At 40.9% G+C, this 18,941-nt stretch carries 20 protein-coding genes; 18 read left to right on the top strand and 2 right to left on the bottom strand.

Annotated features, from left to right (window positions below; all coding sequences use genetic code 11):
• The first annotated feature begins 6 nt into the window (after positions 1–6).
• From ABE34_RS13830 to rnz, 16 genes are all read left to right on the top strand, one after another.
• Positions 7–894, top strand: coding sequence for a sirohydrochlorin chelatase (locus ABE34_RS13830; protein ID WP_197143138.1), 888 nt, complete (start codon positions 7–9; stop codon positions 892–894).
• Entirely contained in the window at positions 891–1,652 is a 762-nt protein-coding gene (cobK, locus tag ABE34_RS13825; RefSeq protein WP_197143137.1) for a precorrin-6A reductase, read from the top strand. The genes ABE34_RS13830 and cobK overlap by 4 nt, the downstream gene beginning before the upstream one ends.
• A gap of 12 nt (positions 1,653–1,664) precedes the next feature.
• Positions 1,665–2,324: a precorrin-8X methylmutase gene (locus ABE34_RS13820; RefSeq protein WP_197143136.1), complete on the top strand. Its 660-nt coding sequence runs from the start codon at positions 1,665–1,667 to the stop codon at positions 2,322–2,324.
• Positions 2,324–3,457 carry a cobalt-precorrin-5B (C(1))-methyltransferase gene (locus tag ABE34_RS13815; protein WP_197143135.1) on the top strand — a complete coding sequence of 378 codons (1,134 nt, stop codon included), beginning with the start codon at positions 2,324–2,326 and terminating at the stop codon, positions 3,455–3,457. The genes ABE34_RS13820 and ABE34_RS13815 overlap by 1 nt, the downstream gene beginning before the upstream one ends.
• Positions 3,414–4,634: a precorrin-6y C5,15-methyltransferase (decarboxylating) subunit CbiE gene (gene cbiE / locus ABE34_RS13810; RefSeq protein WP_197143134.1), complete on the top strand. Its 1,221-nt coding sequence runs from the start codon at positions 3,414–3,416 to the stop codon at positions 4,632–4,634. Before ABE34_RS13815 ends, cbiE begins: the two co-directional genes overlap by 44 nt.
• The gene (gene cobI, locus ABE34_RS13805; RefSeq protein WP_197143133.1) at positions 4,627–5,334 is read left to right on the top strand and encodes a precorrin-2 C(20)-methyltransferase; all 708 of its coding nucleotides are present in this window, start codon (positions 4,627–4,629) and stop codon (positions 5,332–5,334) included. Before cbiE ends, cobI begins: the two co-directional genes overlap by 8 nt.
• Positions 5,334–6,119 (top strand): precorrin-4 C(11)-methyltransferase, encoded by a 786-nt coding sequence (cobM, locus tag ABE34_RS13800; protein WP_197143132.1) that lies wholly within the window; start codon positions 5,334–5,336, stop codon positions 6,117–6,119. Before cobI ends, cobM begins: the two co-directional genes overlap by 1 nt.
• A complete protein-coding gene (locus ABE34_RS13795) occupies positions 6,112–7,233 on the top strand; it encodes a cobalamin biosynthesis protein (protein ID WP_197143131.1) in 1,122 nt (373 codons plus the stop codon). The genes cobM and ABE34_RS13795 overlap by 8 nt, the downstream gene beginning before the upstream one ends.
• A gap of 11 nt (positions 7,234–7,244) precedes the next feature.
• Entirely contained in the window at positions 7,245–8,612 is a 1,368-nt protein-coding gene (locus tag ABE34_RS13790) for a cobyrinate a,c-diamide synthase (protein WP_197143130.1), read from the top strand.
• Positions 8,605–9,243 carry a precorrin-2 dehydrogenase/sirohydrochlorin ferrochelatase family protein gene (locus ABE34_RS13785; protein ID WP_197143129.1) on the top strand — a complete coding sequence of 213 codons (639 nt, stop codon included), beginning with the start codon at positions 8,605–8,607 and terminating at the stop codon, positions 9,241–9,243. The genes ABE34_RS13790 and ABE34_RS13785 overlap by 8 nt, the downstream gene beginning before the upstream one ends.
• Entirely contained in the window at positions 9,240–10,007 is a 768-nt protein-coding gene (gene cobA, locus ABE34_RS13780; protein WP_197143128.1) for a uroporphyrinogen-III C-methyltransferase, read from the top strand. The genes ABE34_RS13785 and cobA overlap by 4 nt, the downstream gene beginning before the upstream one ends.
• A 39-nt stretch (positions 10,008–10,046) precedes the next feature.
• Positions 10,047–10,607, top strand: coding sequence for a nitroreductase family protein (locus ABE34_RS13775; RefSeq protein WP_197143127.1), 561 nt, complete (start codon positions 10,047–10,049; stop codon positions 10,605–10,607).
• A 14-nt stretch (positions 10,608–10,621) separates the two neighbouring features.
• Positions 10,622–11,158 (top strand): cob(I)yrinic acid a,c-diamide adenosyltransferase, encoded by a 537-nt coding sequence (locus tag ABE34_RS13770; protein WP_197143126.1) that lies wholly within the window; start codon positions 10,622–10,624, stop codon positions 11,156–11,158.
• A 250-nt stretch (positions 11,159–11,408) separates the two neighbouring features.
• The gene (locus ABE34_RS13765) at positions 11,409–12,908 is read left to right on the top strand and encodes a cobyric acid synthase (protein WP_197143125.1); all 1,500 of its coding nucleotides are present in this window, start codon (positions 11,409–11,411) and stop codon (positions 12,906–12,908) included.
• Positions 12,905–13,741, top strand: coding sequence for a class I SAM-dependent methyltransferase (locus ABE34_RS13760; protein WP_197143124.1), 837 nt, complete (start codon positions 12,905–12,907; stop codon positions 13,739–13,741). Before ABE34_RS13765 ends, ABE34_RS13760 begins: the two co-directional genes overlap by 4 nt.
• 94 nt (positions 13,742–13,835) lie before the next feature.
• Complete coding sequence (gene rnz, locus ABE34_RS13755) at positions 13,836–14,768, top strand: ribonuclease Z (protein ID WP_197143123.1); 933 nt, start codon at positions 13,836–13,838, stop codon at positions 14,766–14,768.
• A gap of 128 nt (positions 14,769–14,896) precedes the next feature.
• Here rnz and ABE34_RS13750 read toward each other — a convergent pair whose 3' ends face one another.
• Positions 14,897–15,430, bottom strand: a complete 534-nt coding sequence (locus ABE34_RS13750) for a TetR/AcrR family transcriptional regulator (RefSeq protein ID WP_241756707.1) — start codon at positions 15,428–15,430, stop codon at positions 14,897–14,899.
• A gap of 169 nt (positions 15,431–15,599) precedes the next feature.
• On the opposite strand from ABE34_RS13750, the gene ABE34_RS13745 reads away from it, so the two are divergent.
• A complete protein-coding gene (locus ABE34_RS13745) occupies positions 15,600–17,030 on the top strand; it encodes a DHA2 family efflux MFS transporter permease subunit (RefSeq protein WP_197143121.1) in 1,431 nt (476 codons plus the stop codon).
• A gap of 330 nt (positions 17,031–17,360) precedes the next feature.
• Here ABE34_RS13745 and ABE34_RS13740 read toward each other — a convergent pair whose 3' ends face one another.
• Complete coding sequence (locus ABE34_RS13740) at positions 17,361–17,552, bottom strand: hypothetical protein (RefSeq protein WP_197229856.1); 192 nt, start codon at positions 17,550–17,552, stop codon at positions 17,361–17,363.
• Positions 17,553–17,863: 311 nt separating this feature from the next.
• Between ABE34_RS13740 and ABE34_RS13735 the strand changes: the two genes are divergently transcribed.
• A partial coding sequence (locus tag ABE34_RS13735) for an IS110 family transposase (protein ID WP_197140306.1) occupies positions 17,864–18,941 on the top strand: 1,078 nt, incomplete at its 3' end.

The following is an 18,941-nucleotide window of genomic DNA, read 5'->3' as shown; positions in this document are numbered from 1 at the left end:
AATGAGATGAAAGCAATTTTATTTGTCGGCCACGGGAGCCGTTTAGAAGCAGGAAATGAAGAGGTACGCACGTTTATCGAGCAAATGAAACCTCGTATTGATGAGCGTTTTTTAGTAGAAACATGTTTTTTAGAGTTTGCATCGCCGAACATTGAAGAAGGTATTACGAACTGTGTGAAGAAGGGCGCTACAGAGGTGCATGTTATTCCGATTATTCTTCTTCATGCTGGACATTCAAAAATGCATATTCCAGCAGAAATCGAACATGCGCGTGAGCATTATCCAAATATTACGTTCACATATGGTCAAACAATCGGTATCCATGAAGAAATATTTGCGATTTTAGAAGATCGTTTAGCAGAAATCGGCTTTAATGCTGAAGAAGAACATAAGGATACTGCCGTTTTATTAATTGCACGTGGCGGCAGTGACCCATATGCAAATGGTGATTTTTATAAAATTACACGCCTGTTATGGGAAAAACTCCCGGTTCAGTATGTAGAAAGTGCCTTTATGGGTGTCACGGACCCTCGTGTTGAAGAAGGTATAGAGCGCTGTGTGAAGCTAGGTGCTAAAAAAATCATTATGCTACCGTACTTTTTATTCACGGGTATCTTAATGGAACGTATGAATGGCATGCGCAAGCAATTAAACGAAAAATATGCTGACTGTGATATTCAAATTGCCAACTATTTTGGCTATCATGAGCGTTTACAAAATGTGCTATTAGAGCGTATTGAGCAAGCTGTAAATGGTACATCAACAGGTATGCAAGATTTAGAAAATTATCGTGCTTATGCGGCAGTGCATGGACATGCGCATCATCATCACCATCACGACCATGATCATGACCATCATCATCACCATCACCATGAAGAGGAGCAGGTAAAATGATTTTCATGTTAGCAGGGACGAGCGATGCAAGGAATCTAGCACTTGAATTACAGTCAGCAGGTTACGCTGTGACAGCAACAGTCGTTACTGATTCAGCAGCCTCAAGCCTTGCAGAAGTGGGCCTACCCCATTTAATCGGTCGATTAACGGCTGAGGAAATGGCGACGATTATTACGGAGCAAGGATACCGTTTAGTTGTAGATGCCTCTCATCCATTTGCTGAAGAAGCTTCAAAAAATGCGATGGCGGCAGCCGAACAAGCAAATGTACCGTATATACGCTATGAACGTGCCCACGAGCAATATGCACATCCACTTATTACGGTTGTGAAAGATTACGAGGAGGCTGCCCACTTAGCAGCTGAAAAACGTGGTGTTATCATGCTAACGACGGGCAGTAAAACACTAGCGACCTTTACAAAGATATTACATGGCTTAGAAAATACGAGAGTGATCGCGCGCATGCTTCCTCGACTCGATAATATGGAAAAATGTGAAGCACTTGGTGTGGCACAAAGAGATATTGTTGCGATACAGGGCCCATTTTCAAAGGAATTAAACGAAGCCCTCTTTCGTCAATATGATGTGACATTGATGATTACGAAAGAAAGCGGCAAGGTTGGCTCGGTGGATGAAAAGCTAGACGCTGCCCTTGCTTGTGGCATTGAAACGATTTTAATTGCAAGACCAAATATCAAATACGGACAGCAATATTCTACATTTGAAGATGTATTACAAGCTGTACAAAACACATTTTAGGAGGCAATTCAAATGGACTTTAAAACAGATTTCAAACCATTAACAGTAGACCCAGATAAAATTTACGATTACAGTTTCTCAATTATTGCAGAGGAAATGGGCGAGCATAATTTCTCAGAGGATGAGTGGAAAATTGTACGCCGCATCATTCACGCTTCTGCTGACTTTGAACTAGGACGTAGCGTTATTATTACACCAGGAGCGATTGAAGCAGGTATTAAATCAATTCTTGCAGGTCGCCATGTCATTGCAGATGTGCAAATGATCGAAAGTGGTTCAGGGAAAAAACGCTTTCAAAAGCATGGTGGCGATTTACACTGCTATATTGCAGATGAAGACGTTTCAATTGAAGCGAAAAAACAAAACACTACGCGTGCGATTATCTCTATGCAAAAGGCTGCTAAATTACATGAAGGTGGTATTTATGCAATCGGTAATGCACCTACAGCATTGCTTGAATTAATTCGTTTAATTAAAGAAGGTTTAGCGAAACCAGATTTAATTATCGGTATGCCAGTTGGCTTCGTTTCTGCTGCTGAATCGAAGGAAGAGCTATTAAAGCTAGAAGGTATTCCATACATTACAAATGTTGGTCGTAAAGGCGGTAGTACAGTGACGGTTGCTGCATTGAATGCTGTCTCACTTTTAGCGGATGAACAGGCGAAAAAATAATGGAGCGGAAGCCTAAAAAAGATCCTAAAGACATGCGTCACGGTTATACAACGGGATCCTGTGCAACTGCAGTAACGAAGGCTGCATTACTCGCCTTAATTACAAATGAAGAGCAAGAAACAAGTACCATTCATTTACCGATTGGGCGAGATGCAACCTTTACGATAGAAAAATGTACATTTCAAAACGATGCTGTAATTTGTGAAACGATTAAAGATGCTGGTGATGACCCAGATGCAACCCATAAAGCACTCATTGTGGGCACAGTAAGCTGGGCGGATCTACCAGGTATTCATCTTGACGGTGGAATTGGTGTCGGGCGCGTAACAAAGCCCGGCTTACCAGTACCTGTCGGAGAAGCAGCCATCAATCCTGTGCCGCGAAAGATGATTCATAGTACTGTACAAGGCGTACTTGATGAATTTCAAATTAAACGAGGCGTTAACGTAGTTATTTCCGTCCCTGAAGGTGAGGAAATTGCTAAAAAAACGTTAAATGGGCGCCTTGGTATTATTGGAGGCATCTCTATTTTAGGCACAAGGGGAACCGTCGTGCCTTTTTCGAGTTCAGCGTATATGGCCAGTATCGTCCAAGCGATTAGTGTTGCAAAAGAGGCTGGTTGTGAGCATTTAGTTGTCACGACAGGTGGACGTAGTGAAAAGTATGCAATGGCACAATACCCTGATTTGCCAGAGGAAGCGTTCATTGAGATGGGCGATTTTGTTGGCTTTACATTAAAGCATTGTAAGCGACTTGGTATGAAGAAAGTATCGCTTGTTGGGATGATGGGGAAATTCTCGAAAGTGGCACAAGGTGTCATGATGGTGCACTCCAAAAGTGCTCCTATCGATTTTAATTTTTTAGCTCAATTAGCAGTAGATATAGGGGCAGATGAAGAAACCGTAGCCGAGGTACGAGAGGCTAACACTGCTTCACAAGTCGGTGAAATTATGGCAGAAAAAGGTTATGATGCATTTTTCAACCGTTTATGTGAGGCGTGCTGCTATTCATCTATACATCACATTAGAGGCGGTTTAACGCTGTCCACATCGATCTATTCGATGCAGGGACAATTACTAGGAAGGGCTGATGACATTGCATCGATCGATGAAATTGATTGGGATCGGGGATAACGGACAAGAAAGCTTACTACCACAATACGTGCAGTGGATTGAAGACTGTGAGGTGCTTGTTGGTGGAGAGCGTGTTTTAGAATTTTTCCCGAACTTTACCGGTGAAAAAATGGTGATTAAAGGTGGCCTTTCAGCGCTAGTTGAAAGATTGTCTGCGGAAACGAGAAATACAGTTATTTTAGCGTCAGGAGATCCATTATTTTACGGAATCGGTGGGTATTTAGCGAAAAAGCTGGACATTGACGTTTATCCATATATGAGCTCAGTGCAGCTTGCTTTTTCTAAGATGGGAGAAAGCTGGCAGGATGCGTATGTCACAAGTATTCATGGACGCTCCATGAAAGGATTAGCACAACGTATTGATGGTAAAAAGAAAGTGGCACTACTAACAGATGCAGAAAATAATCCGAATGAGTTGGCACGTTATTTAAAACATTTTGGCATGACAGAATACCGTGCATTTGTGGCAGAAAATTTACAGGGCACAAATGAAAAATTTAGCTGGTATTCGCTTGATGAATTAGAAATGGCTGATTTTTCGCCTTTAAATGTAGTCATTTTACAGCAAACTTCAGTGCCGAAGCGCTATGCACTCGGTATTGATGATGAAGAATTCTCGCAGCGTAAGCCCGATAAAGGTCTAATTACGAAAAAAGAAATTCGTGTCCTAAGTTTACAAGCAATGCAGCTACAAAAGGATAGCATCATTTGGGACGTTGGTACATGTACAGGTTCGATGGCTATTGAGGCCGGTAAGCTTGCGCCAGACGGTCAAATATTTGCCGTAGAGAAAAACGCACCTGATTTGGACAATTGCTTGCAAAATCAGCAAAAGTTTCGTGTAGATATTACAGCTATTCATAGTAAAGCGCCAGCAGGACTTGAAAACTTCCCTGATCCGGATGCGATATTTATCGGCGGTACAGGAGGAGAAATGGTGGAGCTCTTACAATTATGCTGTTCACGTTTAAAGCCAAACGGACGTATTGTATTGAATGCTGCAACTATTGAAAATTTATATAAGGCTGTCGAAGCGTTTAAATCTTGTGGCTTTGCTGTTGACATATTACAGGCGCAACTTGCACGCAGCAAACCAATATTAGATATGACACGTTTTGTCCCATTAAATCCGATTTACATTATTTCTGCATATCGAAAGGAAGAAAATCATGAGTAATCTTGGAATTTTATATGGCTTGGGCGTAGGCCCTGGCGATCCAGAGTTAATTACAGTTAAGGCATTCCGTGTCATTCAGGAATCGCCTGTTATCGCGTATCCGAAAAAACTAAAAGGCAGTAAAAGCTACGCACATCGTATCGTAGATGTCTACATTAACCCAGAAGAAAAGGATATGCTTGGTTTAGTATTTCCAATGACAAAGGATGAAGCTGTATTAGAACGTGAATGGACGAAATCAGTTCAACTTGTCTTTGAAAAATTAAAAGAAGGTAAGGACGTCGCATTCGTAACAGAAGGAGACCCATTATTATATAGTACGTTCATCCATATGATGAAGCTTATGCAGGACATGCACCCTGAAGTTGAAATTCGAACAGTTCCTGGTATTTCTTCGTTCAACGGTTCAGCATCACGACTTGGAATTGCGCTTGCAGATGGCGATGACCGTGTTGCCATTGTACCTGCTCATGATGACTATGAGGCTATGCGTGAAGCGATTGAAAGTCACGATGCAGTAGTGTTCATAAAAGTAGCGAAGGTTATTGATTTAATGCTTGAAGTACTACGTGATTTAGATTTACTTGATAAAGCGTCAGTCGTAACAAAGGTAACATCTGATGAGGAAATCATTTGGGATGTACGCGAACTAGACGGTGTCGATCTAGAATATTTAACATTAATGGTGGTGCGTAAATAATGAAGAAAATATATATTGTTGGCGCGGGTCCTGGTGATCCAGATTTAATTACAGTTAAAGGCTTACATATGCTACAAACAGCAGACGTTGTTATGTATACAGATTCTTTAGTGAATGAAGACCTGATTGCAAAGGCAAGACCAGATGCAGAGGTTATTCGTACAGCAGGTATGCATTTAGAGGAAATGGTAGCGGTCATGGTAGATCGTGTTAACGCGGGTAAAGTAGTAGCTCGTATGCATACGGGAGACCCTGCTATGTATGGCGCGATCATGGAGCAGGTGGCCCTATTAAAAAAAGAAGGCATTGGTTATGAGGTTATTCCTGGTGTAAGCTCGGTCTTCGCTTCTGCAGCGGCAATCGGGGCAGAATTAACAATTCCTGACTTAACACAAACACTTATTTTAACGCGTGCCGAAGGACGTACACCTGTACCAGAATTCGAAAAGCTACGCGATTTAGCAAGTCATCACTGTACGATCGCATTATTCCTAAGCGCAACGCTAACGAAGAAAATAGTAAAAGAATTACAAAGTGCTGGCTGGGCTGATGATACACCAGTAGCTGTTATTCAACGAGCTTCTTGGCCAGATCAAAAAATCGTACGTACAACATTAATTGAACTGGATGAAGCAATGCGTGTGAACGGTATTCGTAAGCATGCGATGATTTTAGCTGGCTGGGCTTTAGATCCGACTATTCATGATAAAGATCAATATCGTTCGAAATTATATGATGCTACTTTCACACATGGCTTTAGAAAAGGTGTGAAGACTAGTGATTGAGTTACAAGAGGGTGTCTTTCCAGAGGTTGACCAACGAAATCCTTATGCAGTTGTCGCCATTACAAAGCATGGTGTTCAAATTGGACGTCGCTTGCAGCATACTTTTGCTGCGAGCGATTTATATTACATGAGCAAATTTGAGCAGGGGGATGAAGCAGAAAAGCATATACAAATGTTTACAGGTACTGTGCGTTTACTGCTCCCTACTCTTTTTAAGCAATATAAAGGCTTAATTTTAATCATCTCACTCGGTGCAGTTGTTCGCATGATAGCACCGATTTTAAAGGATAAAAAGACAGATCCAGGTGTAGTTGTTATTGATGATCGTGGTGAAAATGTAATTAGTGTTTTATCGGGACATCTTGGTGGCGCCAATGAGCTGACGCATGAAGTAGCTGCGGCGCTTGGAGCAAATCCAATTATTACGACAGCTTCAGATGTGCAAAAAACGATTCCGGTTGATTTATTTGGGGCACGTTTTGGTTGGGTATGGGATAGTGCTGATAAACTGACACCTGTAAGTGCCTCTGTTGTAAACGAGGAGCACGTTGCAATCGTCCAGGAAACGGGGGAACGTGACTGGTGGATGCGTGACACACCGATGCCAGAGGAAATTAAAATTTATCCGACAACATATGCAGCGATTGAAGCGAAACCACATGCGACATTGCTCATTACTGATCGGATCATTGAACAAGAGGAAGAAGTGCTTCTTGAAAATGGTGTGATTTATCGACCAAAATCCGTCGTGCTTGGCATGGGCTGTAATCGCGGGACATCTGTGGAAGAAATTGAGCAAGTTATTGATGAAACCCTTGCAGAGCTGAAGCTTTCGAAAAAAAGCGTTAAAGCGTTATGTACGATTGATTTAAAGAAGGACGAGCAATGCTTCCTTGAAATAACGAAGAAATACGATTGGGAGTTTGTTACATATTCACCGACGGAATTAAATGAAATTGATTTCCCATCACCTTCGGAAACCGTTTTTAAATATACCGGAGCATACGGAGTGAGTGAGCCTGCTGCGATGCGTTATGCGGAAGTGGAGTCGCTTGTGCTAGAAAAGAAAAAATCGGGCAATGCTACTATCTCTGTTGCTAGATTAACATTTTAAGGAGGAAGCCTATGCAAACAAATCGCTTTGTACTTGCTGGTACTGGCAGTGGAGTTGGTAAAACAACTTTTACCATTGGACTTATGAAAGCGTTACAAGAAAAGGGCAAAATTGTGCAGGGCTTTAAATGTGGTCCCGATTATATTGACCCTACTTATCATACTGCTGTTACAGGACGGGTATCACGCAATATCGATAGCTGGATGTTTTCACATGGAGCAGTGTGTGATATTGTTGCGCGCGCAAGCAAGGATGCTGATGTTTCCATTATTGAAGGAGTAATGGGCTTTTATGATGGTAAAAGTCCGTTATCGGATGCTGGCTCAGCAGCAGACATTAGTGTTGTAACAGAAAGTCCTGTTATTTTAATTGTTAATTGTGCAAGTATGGCACGAAGTGTAGCGGCAGTTGTGAAAGGCTTCCAATTGTTGTCGGATCAACCGAATATCGTCGGTGTTATTGCCAACCAAGTTGGAAGTGTTGGCCATTATGAAATTGCGAAGGCTGCCATTGAACAGGAGTGCGGTATTCCAGTGATCGGCTATTTGAAGCGTGAGCAAGGGATTGATATTCCTAGTCGCCATTTAGGATTAGTGCCAGCGATTGAACGAGGAGAACTCGATACATTTTTTGATAAGCTAGGCTCTGTAATGGCAGAGACGATTGATTTAGAGCTATTGCTTGAATTAACAAAGGCTCCTGTACTACAAGAATCAGGGCAACTATTTGCGGAACAACCATCGCAAAATATTTGCATTGCTGTAGCCAAGGATGCCGCGTTTAACTTCTATTATGAAGAAAATTTGGCGCTGCTACGAGCAAAAGGAGCTAAGCTGCAATTTTTCTCACCACTTGCGAATGAGCCTGTTCCGCCTGATGCAGACGGATTGTATATCGGTGGGGGCTTCCCCGAAGAATTTGCAGATATTTTAGCGGAAAATTCGGATGTCAAAAAGTCTATTCGTGAAGCAGTTACCAAAGGTCTACCGACATTAGCTGAATGTGGAGGCTTCATGTATTTGACGGAGGCTATTACAAATAGTAATGGTGACCGTTATGACATGGTTGGTGTTATTCCTGGAGAAGTAGCGATGCAAACAAAGCTAGCAGCTCTCGGTTACCGTGAAATTTTTGGCACACCAAATAATTTTTTGATTGGTACGGATGAAGAAGCGAAGGGACATGAATTCCACTATTCAAAATATAACGGCTCACACGATACGCCTGCCTATGAAACGAAGGGACGCTTTGGTAACAAACAAGAGGGCTACCAAGCAGGGAATTTAGTAGCTGGCTACACCCATTTTCATTTCGTATCTAACCCAAAGCTTGTTGACAATTGGTTAACAGCTTGTAAGAAGGTGAAAAATCATGACTAATTATTTTCCTATTCACATCAATATTGAATATAAAACCGTAGTAATTGTTGGTGGGGGGCACGTAGCAACACAGAAGGTAGCATCACTGCTACCAGCTAAAGCGAATATTGTCGTTATAAGCCCAACTCTAGATGAGTCATTAGTGCCACTTGCGGAATCCGGTCAAATAACGTGGCATGAAAAAGAATTTGAACCGCGTGATTTAGATGATGCATCCCTCATTATTGCGGCAACAAATGATACGTCCGTAAATGAGGCTGTCCAAGAAGCGGCCCAACATTGGCAGCTCATCAACCGTACTGATGCACAGGCTGAAAGCGACTTTATAACACCGGCAACAGTGCGCCGTGGTCCTTTAGTGTTAACTGTTTCAACGTCAGGTGCCAGTCCAGCGCTAGCGCGTAAAATCAAAGATGACCTCGAAGAGCAATTTGATGAAGTCTACGATGACTATGTATGCTTCTTGCAACAAGCACGTTTAATGATTGCTGCGAACTTTGAAAAAGGTCCAGAAAGACGCAACGCTTTACAAGCATTACTGGAACCAAGCTTACTAGAATGGACACGTAATGGAGAGATTGATAGACGTGAAGCATTTTTACAACAAATACTGATTGGAGTAGCGCGATGAAAGACGGAAAAGTGTATTTAGTTGGAGCTGGACCAGGAGATCCGAAGCTCATTACAGTTTACGGGCTCGAATGTATTCAAAAGGCGGATGTCATTGCATATGACCGCCTTGTGAACCCGAAATTACTAGAGTTTGCGAAAAAAGATGCTGAACTTGTGTACTGTGGTAAATTACCTGGTAAGCATCACTTAATTCAAGATGAGATTCATACATTACTTGTCGAAAAAGCGCAGGAAGGCAAGATTGTCACACGTTTAAAAGGTGGCGATCCATTCGTTTTTGGGCGCGGTGCAGAGGAAGCGGAAATCTTAAAAAATCACGGAATTGCATATGAAATTGTACCTGGTATTACAGCAGGCATTGCTGCACCAGCATATGCTGGTATTCCTGTAACACACCGTGATTTTGCAACAAGCTTTGCTCTTGTAACAGGGCACGGTCGTGAGGAAAAAGGACAGGATTTTTTAAATTGGCCTGCACTTGCAACAGGTATCGATACAGTTGCCTTTTATATGAGTGTCGGCAATATCGCTTATATTTCTCGAAAACTCATCGAAAATGGTCGTAAGGCAACAACTCCAGTCGCCGTTATTGAGTGGGGAACAACAGATCAACAGCGTACCATTACAGGTCAGCTTGATGAAATAGCTACTATTATTGAGCGAGAAGGCTACCATAACCCGTCCATGATTGTCGTTGGCGAGGTTGTCAATGTACGCGAGAAAATTCAATGGTTTGAGGAGCAAGGGCTTGCCTTTACATAAAGGAATAAAACGTATTTGCGCATAAGGAGGAAATACATCATGACAGTAATCGAGGCTTTAAAAAATCGTCGAGCGATTCGTAATTACACGACACAGCCTGTTGAAAAAGAGAAAATCGAGCAAATTTTACAAGCTGCCACATATGCTCCAAATGACCGTATGCGTGAGCCTTGGCATTTTTATGTTATTCAAGACGGTGCGATGGAACGCTATGAGGAAATGGCCAATGCTTATTTACAGGAGCGATTCCCTACAAAGCCCAACTTAGTAGAAAGCTCGCTAAAGGTTGTTCAAACAACGCCAGTGGCTATTGTTGTTACAGCAGATATCGTAGAAAATGATGCTGATGCAACAGCAGATAATGTCTTTGCCGTATGCAGTGCCATCATGTCTATGTGGCTTGCCGCAGAGGAGCTAGGGCTTGGCTTTGTATGGCGTACACGCGGTGTAGGGCTAGTTCATGACCCGCGTATGCATGCATTTATAGGCGCAAATGAATCACAAAAAGTAGTAGGAACAATCTTTATTGGCTATCCAGAAGAGCAAGAGCTTAAAGACAAGAAACGAAGCCCAATCGAAGAAAAAACAACATGGCTTTAAGGGAGGCTTAAACAATGGCTAGAAAAGGTTTGTTTTTAGTTTATACAGGTGAAGGAAAGGGCAAAACAACAGCTTCCTTAGGTGTCACATTACGCGCAGTTGGTCGAGGCCTAAATGTCCGATTTATGCAATTTATAAAATCACCCGAGCGCACATACGGAGAGCAAATTGCTCTTCGAAAGCTTGGCGTAGAAATGGAGCAAATGGGCATCGGCTTTACTTGGACAAAAACACCCGAGGAGCATCGTGCCGCATTAGCAAAGGCATGGGAAAAAACAAAGGCCGCCCTGCAAGACGACAGCGTTGATTTACTCGTACTAGACGAACTGAACAACGCGCTTGCTATAACAAAATTCCCAATTGATGACGTGCTCCCATTAGCAGAAGTCATTGAAGCCATTCAGCAGCGCCCATCTACCATGCATTTAGTAGTAACCGGACGTAGCGCCAACCCCGCACTTGTGGAAATGGCCGATTTAGTATCAACAATTGATGCGACTAAGCACTATTATGACGAAGGTATACCAGCAGTTAAAGGTTTAGAGTTTTAATTGATGCACTGGCGTCGGAGGGATATCCGCGGAACGAGGCGGAATACCCGCGCTTTGGAGTGAAATACCCGCGGAACGAGGAAGAATACTCGCGCTTTGAAGTGAAATACCCGCGGAAGGAAGCAGAATACCCGCGCTTTGGGGTGAAATACCCGCGGAAGGAAGCAGAATACCCGCGCTTTGGAGTGAAATACCCGCGGAAGGAAGTAGAACACCCGCGCTTCAACAAAAATAAGGGAGGGAAAAGACTATGCCAGCAAAATCTATCATGATTCAAGGAACTGCTTCTGATGTAGGGAAAAGTATGATTTGTACTGCGCTATGCCGTATTTTATCTGATGATGGGCTAAAGGTAGTACCGTTTAAATCGCAAAATATGGCCCTGAATTCATTTGTAACTCAAGATGGCGGGGAAATTGGTCGTGCACAGGGTGTACAAGCAGAGGCGGCACGTGTTGTCGCAACTACGGATATGAATCCGATATTGCTAAAACCAAAGCAGGATATGGTATCGGAAGTGATTGTTCATGGTAAGCATTTTTTAAATATGGACGCTAAAAGCTATCGCAATCAATTCGTCCAAGAAGCGATGCCAATCGTTGAAAAGTCAGTGCGAACTTTACAAAATACATATGATGTCATTGTCCTTGAAGGTGCAGGAAGCCCGGCAGAAATTAATTTGAAAGACCGTGATATAGCTAATATGCGCATGGCTCATCTAGCAGATGCTGCGGTTGTGCTAGTTGCAGATATCGATCGAGGTGGCGTGTTTGCATCGATTGTTGGAACGCTCGCATTACTTGACGATGCAGAACGTGCACGTGTAAAAGGGCTGATTATTAATAAATTTAGAGGAATGCGTGAGTTACTTGATGATGGCATTGAATGGGTAGAACGTGAAACGGGGATTCCTGTCCTTGGAGTTGTACCGTATGTAGAGGTCAATATAGAGGCTGAAGACTCACTAGCATTATCGTCATTACGCTTTAAAAAGCCTAAGCCCGGAGAGTTTGCAGTGGATGTGGCCATGATTCGCTTGCCGCGCATTTCAAACTTTACAGATGTTGATCCATTTTTCGATGAGCCAGAGGTTGGTGTACGTTTAATTGGCAATGTCAATGAGCTTGGTACTCCAGATTTACTTATTTTACCTGGAACAAAAAGTACAATGGATGATTTAGCTTGGTTAAAGGCACAGGGCTTCGATCAAGCAATTGCTAATTTACGTGCACGAGGGACAAAAATTATTGGTATTTGTGGTGGCTTCCAAATGCTTGGTGAAACGTTGCTAGATCCAGATGCAGTAGAAGGAAATGGCGAGTCAGCGCAAGGTCTATCATTATTGCCAATGGAAACTGTATTTGTTGGCGATAAAAAGACAGTTCAAATGACAGGAACAAGAGGGGAGGATACGTTTACTGGTTATGAAATTCATCTAGGACGTACAAAAATTTTGCGTGATGAAGTATCGCCATTTTTACAACTTGCAGATGGACGCGTAGATGGGGCAGTAAGTGCAGATGAATTAGTAATCGGAACGTATTTCCACGGCTTATTCCATAACCGCACCTTTACACGAAAGCTTATTAACGACATTCGCGTGAAAAAGGGCCTCGTTGTTTTACCAAATGATGTAAAAAGTGACACAGAACGAAGAGAGGACGCATACAATATGCTGGCAAAGCATGTGCGTGCGAATCTTGATATGAAAAAAGTATATGAAATTATGAATATAGAGGTACCTGTATGACAAGAAAAGGTCCGTTAGCCATTGATTATGAGGCGTTATGGCAGGAAGGTATGAAAGACTGGCAAGGCCAAATGCCTGAAAGAATGGTCAATGATCAATTAGAGGAGCAGTTTTGGGCGCAATCCATCTCCCGTAAAAAGGCTGGACAAACAGATCCTTATGCTGCAAAAATATTTCAAGAAATTAAAAAAAGTATTCAACCCGAGCAATCGGTATTGGAAATTGGTCCAGGCTGGGGCAATTATACGTTTCCGCTTGCTGACCATGTGCGAAAGCTAACTTGTGTAGATAGCTCAGCAAGTATCCTTACCTATTTAGAAAATTGCATGGAAGATAGGCAACGTGTTTCTTATCTTCACGCAAAATGGGAAAACCTTGCTGAGGATGAAGTAGAAGCGCATGATATCGTCATCGGGGTCAATTGCTTTTATCGTATGTATGACATCAAATCAGCACTTTACCATATGAATCGTCTAGCTAAAAAGCGTGCAATTATTGGCATGACGACAGGGCCGATTCAACCCCATTATGAAATTTTATACGAAAAGTATGGCTACGATATTAAATTTCCACGAAGAGATTATATAGAATTTTTAAATTTGCTGTATGAAATGGATATTTATGCCGAATGCAAAATCATCCCATTAGAACGAGTATATGAATATGACAGCTATGAGCAGCTTGTAACAACACAAAGCAAAAAAATATTGAATGATACTTTTAATAGAGCACATGTTGAAGAGTCGCTTTTGCCGTTTATTGAGGAAAAGAATGGGCGTTATTATTATCGTCATGATTTCCACGCTGCGCTCGTATCATGGGAGCCAAAATAATTACGAAACCTTTGGACTGAAGTGACCAAAGGTTTTTCTTATTGTGCACGATAAGGTACAATAAAGCGATAGAAATAGAAGTGAGGTGGCATATGTGCAACTACATTTTTTAGGAACAGGCGCAGGAATGCCTTCAAAGGAAAGAAATACAAGTGCCTTAATGGTAAAGCTTTTAGATGAAGTGGGGGAAATGTGGCTTTTTGATTGTGGAGAGGCAACCCAACATCAAATTTTGCACACATCGTTAAAGCCACGTAAAGTAACGAAAATATTCATTACACATTTACATGGTGACCATATTTTTGGACTACCTGGCTTTTTAAGCTCTCGTTCATTTCAAGGTGGGGATGAGCCATTAACAATATTTGGCCCTCAAGGTTTACAGCAATGGATTGAGCAAACCTTAGCCTTATCAAAGACACATTTAACATATCCATTACAATTTGTTGAAGTCCATGAAGGTGTTATTTATGAGGACGAACACTTCACAGTAAGTGCAAGTGAATTGCGACATGTAGTTCCATGCTTTGGCTACCGTATTGAACAAAAAGATTTACCTGGTGAATTGTTAATGGAAAAAGCACAGGCTCTAGGTGTTCCTAAAGGCCCGATGTTAGGACAACTAAAAGCTGGGAAAGATATTGAGCTTGCAGATGGCACTATTGTTTATGCAAAAGATGTCGTTGCTCCGCCGAAAAAAGGCTTTACGCTCACGGTATTAGGTGATACAAAATACTGTCCAGAGGCTGTTTCATTAGCTAATGGAGCAGATATCGTTATTCATGAAGCGACCTTTGATGGTACAACGACAGATTTAGCAGCGAGCTATGGACACTCTACAAATGTCGAAGCGGCTAAGGTAGCTCAACTAGCAGGCGCAAACTATTTACTTCTGAACCATTTAAGTGCACGCTTTTTACCACATGATTTACCGGAATTTTTAGCAGATGCACAGGAGATTTTTCCTCAAACCTTCCTTACATCAGATCAATCAGTATTTACATGGAATAACAATAAGTTAATTTAATTTCTTTCAGCCAAAAACGTAAAGTAGCTTTTAAATGACACTTCATTTAAAAGCTACTTTTATCTTTATTTAGCAAAGTATTTTCTGCAAAAGCAGGGCAAAATACACGTACTTTAAATGAGACCTTTTTATCGATATAATTCAACGATTTGATTTGCTATATACTCGGAGCTAAAATGAACCCCATTTCTGAGCCACCACATTAGGATCCCCAGTATTGAAGAGGCGAGAATATCCATTGATAGTGTACTATCAGCACCTTCACTTTTACGTTGTATGACAATCAAGTCCTTTAATGTCATATGCATTTTTTTAATGAAACCAGGATGCTCAAATAGCACAGCTAATATTTTCCTATGCTTATAAAAATAATCTAAAAACGTAATTAGTTGTTCTTGATTATTTAAATTATCAATTTGTAAAGTTGGAGACATTTTAGACAACAAGTCGTCGAAAATGTCGTAAACTACTTGTTTTAATAAATCATTTATATCGACAAAATGTAAATAAAAAGTTGCTCGATTTAGCTCTGCACGTTGGGCTATTTTTTGTACTGTTAGTTTCGAAATATCTGGGTTTTCAATTAATATATCTACGACAGCCTCTTTAAAGACCCGTTTAGAGCGAATCGCTCGTGGGTCCTGCTTTTTGTGTGTGGTCAATTTCATTCTCCTTTATCTATTAAATACAAATTTAATTAATAGTATTTTTACTTTTGTTGTTTAATTGACACTTCTTGAAAAATTGTAAATTGGAATCAAAAAATAAACGTGTTATTATCTATTTTATTGACATAGTGTTAATAAAACAAGTGGAAAGAGGAAGAATGTAATGTCGGAATCGATAAATAAAAAAGTACTATTAACAGTATTAATTTTCGGGTGTTTTTTATCTACTCTTAATCAAACGCTGTTAAACGTTGCATTGAGTAATTTAATGGACGTATTTTCCGTTTCTGCTACAACAGTGCAGTGGTTAGCTACTGGTTTTATGTTAGTAAATGGGGTGCTAGTCCCTATTACCGCATACTTAATGAAACGTTTTTCAACACGCCAATTATTTATAAGTTCAATGCTGTTTTTATTAGTAGGCTCTATTTTTTGTGCAGTAGCTCCGAACTTCATAACCTTACTAATAGGTCGTATGATTCAAGCGGTTGGAGCAGGAATTATTATGCCATTGCTAATGAGCATTGTCATGTTTATTTTCCCTCCTGAAAAAAGAGGCAGTATGATGGGGCTAATTGGGCTTGCTATGATTTTCGCTCCAGCCATTGCACCAACTTTAGCAGGCTTCATTATCGATTATTATTCATGGCGTTGGTTATTTATCGGAATCATTCCATTTGTCGTGATCGTTATATTCATGGCAATGAAATATTTAATTAATGTTTCAGAAACAGCAAACACGAAGTTAGATGTAGTGAGTGTTATTTTATCAACAATTGGCTTTGGTCTTATTTTGTATGGTTTTAGTAATGCAGGTAGCCATGGCTGGGGTGATAACATTGTAATAGTTAGTATACTTGTGGGGATAATGACCACTGCATTATTCTGTCTTCGACAAATGAAATCTTCCGATCCACTTCTTAACTTATCCGTTTTTAAAAATAAAGTATTTACGCTAACGTCCATCATCAACATTATTGTCACTATGATGATGTATGCGGATATGATTTTATTACCGATATATTTACAAAATGGAAGAGGGTTTACGGCATTAGATGCTGGTTTATTATTATTACCGGGTGCTCTTGTAAATGCCTTTATGTCTCCAGTGACAGGAAAAATGTATGACCGCTTTGGTGCGAAGCCGTTATTTATTATCGGTTTAATTTTCGTCATTCCTTCCATGTGGGTTGTAACAGATTTAACAGAAACAACAACATTTAGCTTTCTAATGATACGTACCATTTTTCTACGTATAGGGTTGAGTTTTATCACAATGCCATTGAACACAGCTGGTTTGAATGCCTTACCTAAGACACTTGTCACACATGGTACAGCGGTGAATAATACATTACGACAAATTGCAGGTGCAATTGGATCTGCTGTCGTCATTACAATTTTCACAGCACAAACGACAAATCATGCGAAAATATTGCTAGGAGAAATACCGAATGCGACGGCTGAAAGTATACGTACGCTTGCCTCCATTTTAGGTTCAAGTGATGCTTATTATTTCATGACAATCTTAGCGATACTCGCATTTGTTTTAACTCTATTTGTTCCATCTAAAAAAAGAGTAAACAATAGTTTGTGATTGTATATATTTCAACGAATGGAGTTTAGTTGTTTTACTTCAGAAGTCAACGTGGTGAGGCTTGTCTTGGCATTTTAATCATTGCTATAATCAACTTCTCATCTCATACTAATGATGAAGAACCGTTGATTTTTCAAGGAGGGTGGCGACTCCTGCAGGATGAGCTTGGGCGGAATGTGCCAACTCGGAGTGAAAAACAACCTTTGTTTATTGATTCTGACAAGCTGAAGAGCCTTACTACAATTATGTAGCAAGGCTCTTATTTTTAGGTTGTTTTCTCAAAGATTGTTGCTTCTTTTATGGTTCACTTCTTAAAAGCACCCGTTTTGTTTAAGAAGAAAAATTACTTTTCTCCATATTTTCCATTCTAATTGCTTTTTGATACTTTCCATCTTCCTCAGTAGCAATCGCTTCATCCGTATTAATGCCTTCTATCGAATAATACTTAGTCCCATTTTTGTACTTGTTTGAAAAGTAAGTCCCTTCCTTGTCCGAATGCTTGGTAACTTGACCAATCTCCAATTTCACCCCTTTAATTTCGCTATTCAAGTCTCATTCATGAACTACCTGGTCCGTTAGCCATCCATGTAGCGCAAAAACCAGCGCTACACCACAGAAGATGAAAATGTACTCAGAACGGGTATTGTATACTACGGCTGGGAGAGGAAGGTCGATAAACTATGGTGCCTTGAGCCCTTCCGTTAGTCTGACTCCAACGACCACGGTGTATCACTGACTGTCGCTCCCTCACGGGAAGCACTCATGGGAGATTCATCCTACTCAGGTTGCTGCACCAGCCTCTAATTTGATTGGCCGTAGAAAGGATGTTTCTAATGGAAGTCATCATTGAACGTGCATGTGGTATGGATATTCATAAGGATTCGATTACCGCATGTATTATGACACCAGAAGGCAAAATGATTCAAAGTTTTTCTACTAAAACGGTTTTTTTATTGCAATTAATCGATTGGATTAAAGAACACGGTTGTACTCACGTAGCTATGGAAAGTACAGGTGTATTTTGGAAGCCTATTGTAAACATACTAGAGGCTGAGAATATCGAATTTTTAGTTGTGAATGCCCAACATATCAAAGCGGTTCCCGGTCGTAAGACTGATGTTAAAGATGCGGAATGGATCGCCAAGTTACTTCGTCATGGATTACTAAAAGCTAGTTTCATTCCAAATCGCACCCAACGTGAATTACGAGAATTAGTTCGGTATCGTCGGAGTATGATTGAAGAACGTGCGAGACAACATAACCGCATTCAAAAGGTACTCGAAGGTGCGAATATTAAACTTGGTTCTGTTGTATCAGATGTGATGGGAGTTTCTTCTCTTGATATGCTTCGTGCCATTGCCGAAGGTGAAAATGATCCAGAAAAGTTGGCTGGTTTCGCTAGACGTTCAATGAAAAAGAAAAAAGCAGAACTTGAACTCGCACTTCGTGGCTATATCCAACCACATCAACGACTAATGATTAAAACCATTCTTACTCATATTGATTTTCTGACTGTACAAATTGAATTGTTAAATCAAGAAGTAGCTTGCCGACTTTCTACACACCAAGAAGATATCGAAAGATTGGATTCTATTCCAGGGATCGCCACTCGAATGGCGGAACAAATCCTAGCTGAAATCGGAACTGATGTAAAACAGCAATTTCCAAGTGCAGCACATCTCTGTTCTTGGGCAGGACTAGTACCTGGACACAATGAAAGTGCAGGAAAAAGGAAATCCTCTACTATGAAAAAAGGCAATAAATACTTGAAATCGGCTCTAATCGAAGCAGCTCATTCGGTCAGAGGATCTAAAACCTATCTAGGCGCATTATATAGACGGACTGCAACTCGAAAGGGTAAAAAACGAGCTGGAATATCCGTTGCTCATGCCATCTTACGTATTGCTTATT

Source organism: Lysinibacillus sphaericus (assembly GCF_015844675.1).
Classification (GTDB): domain Bacteria; phylum Bacillota; class Bacilli; order Bacillales_A; family Planococcaceae; genus Lysinibacillus; species Lysinibacillus sphaericus_E.
This window is presented reverse-complemented; position numbering and strand designations above follow the sequence as displayed.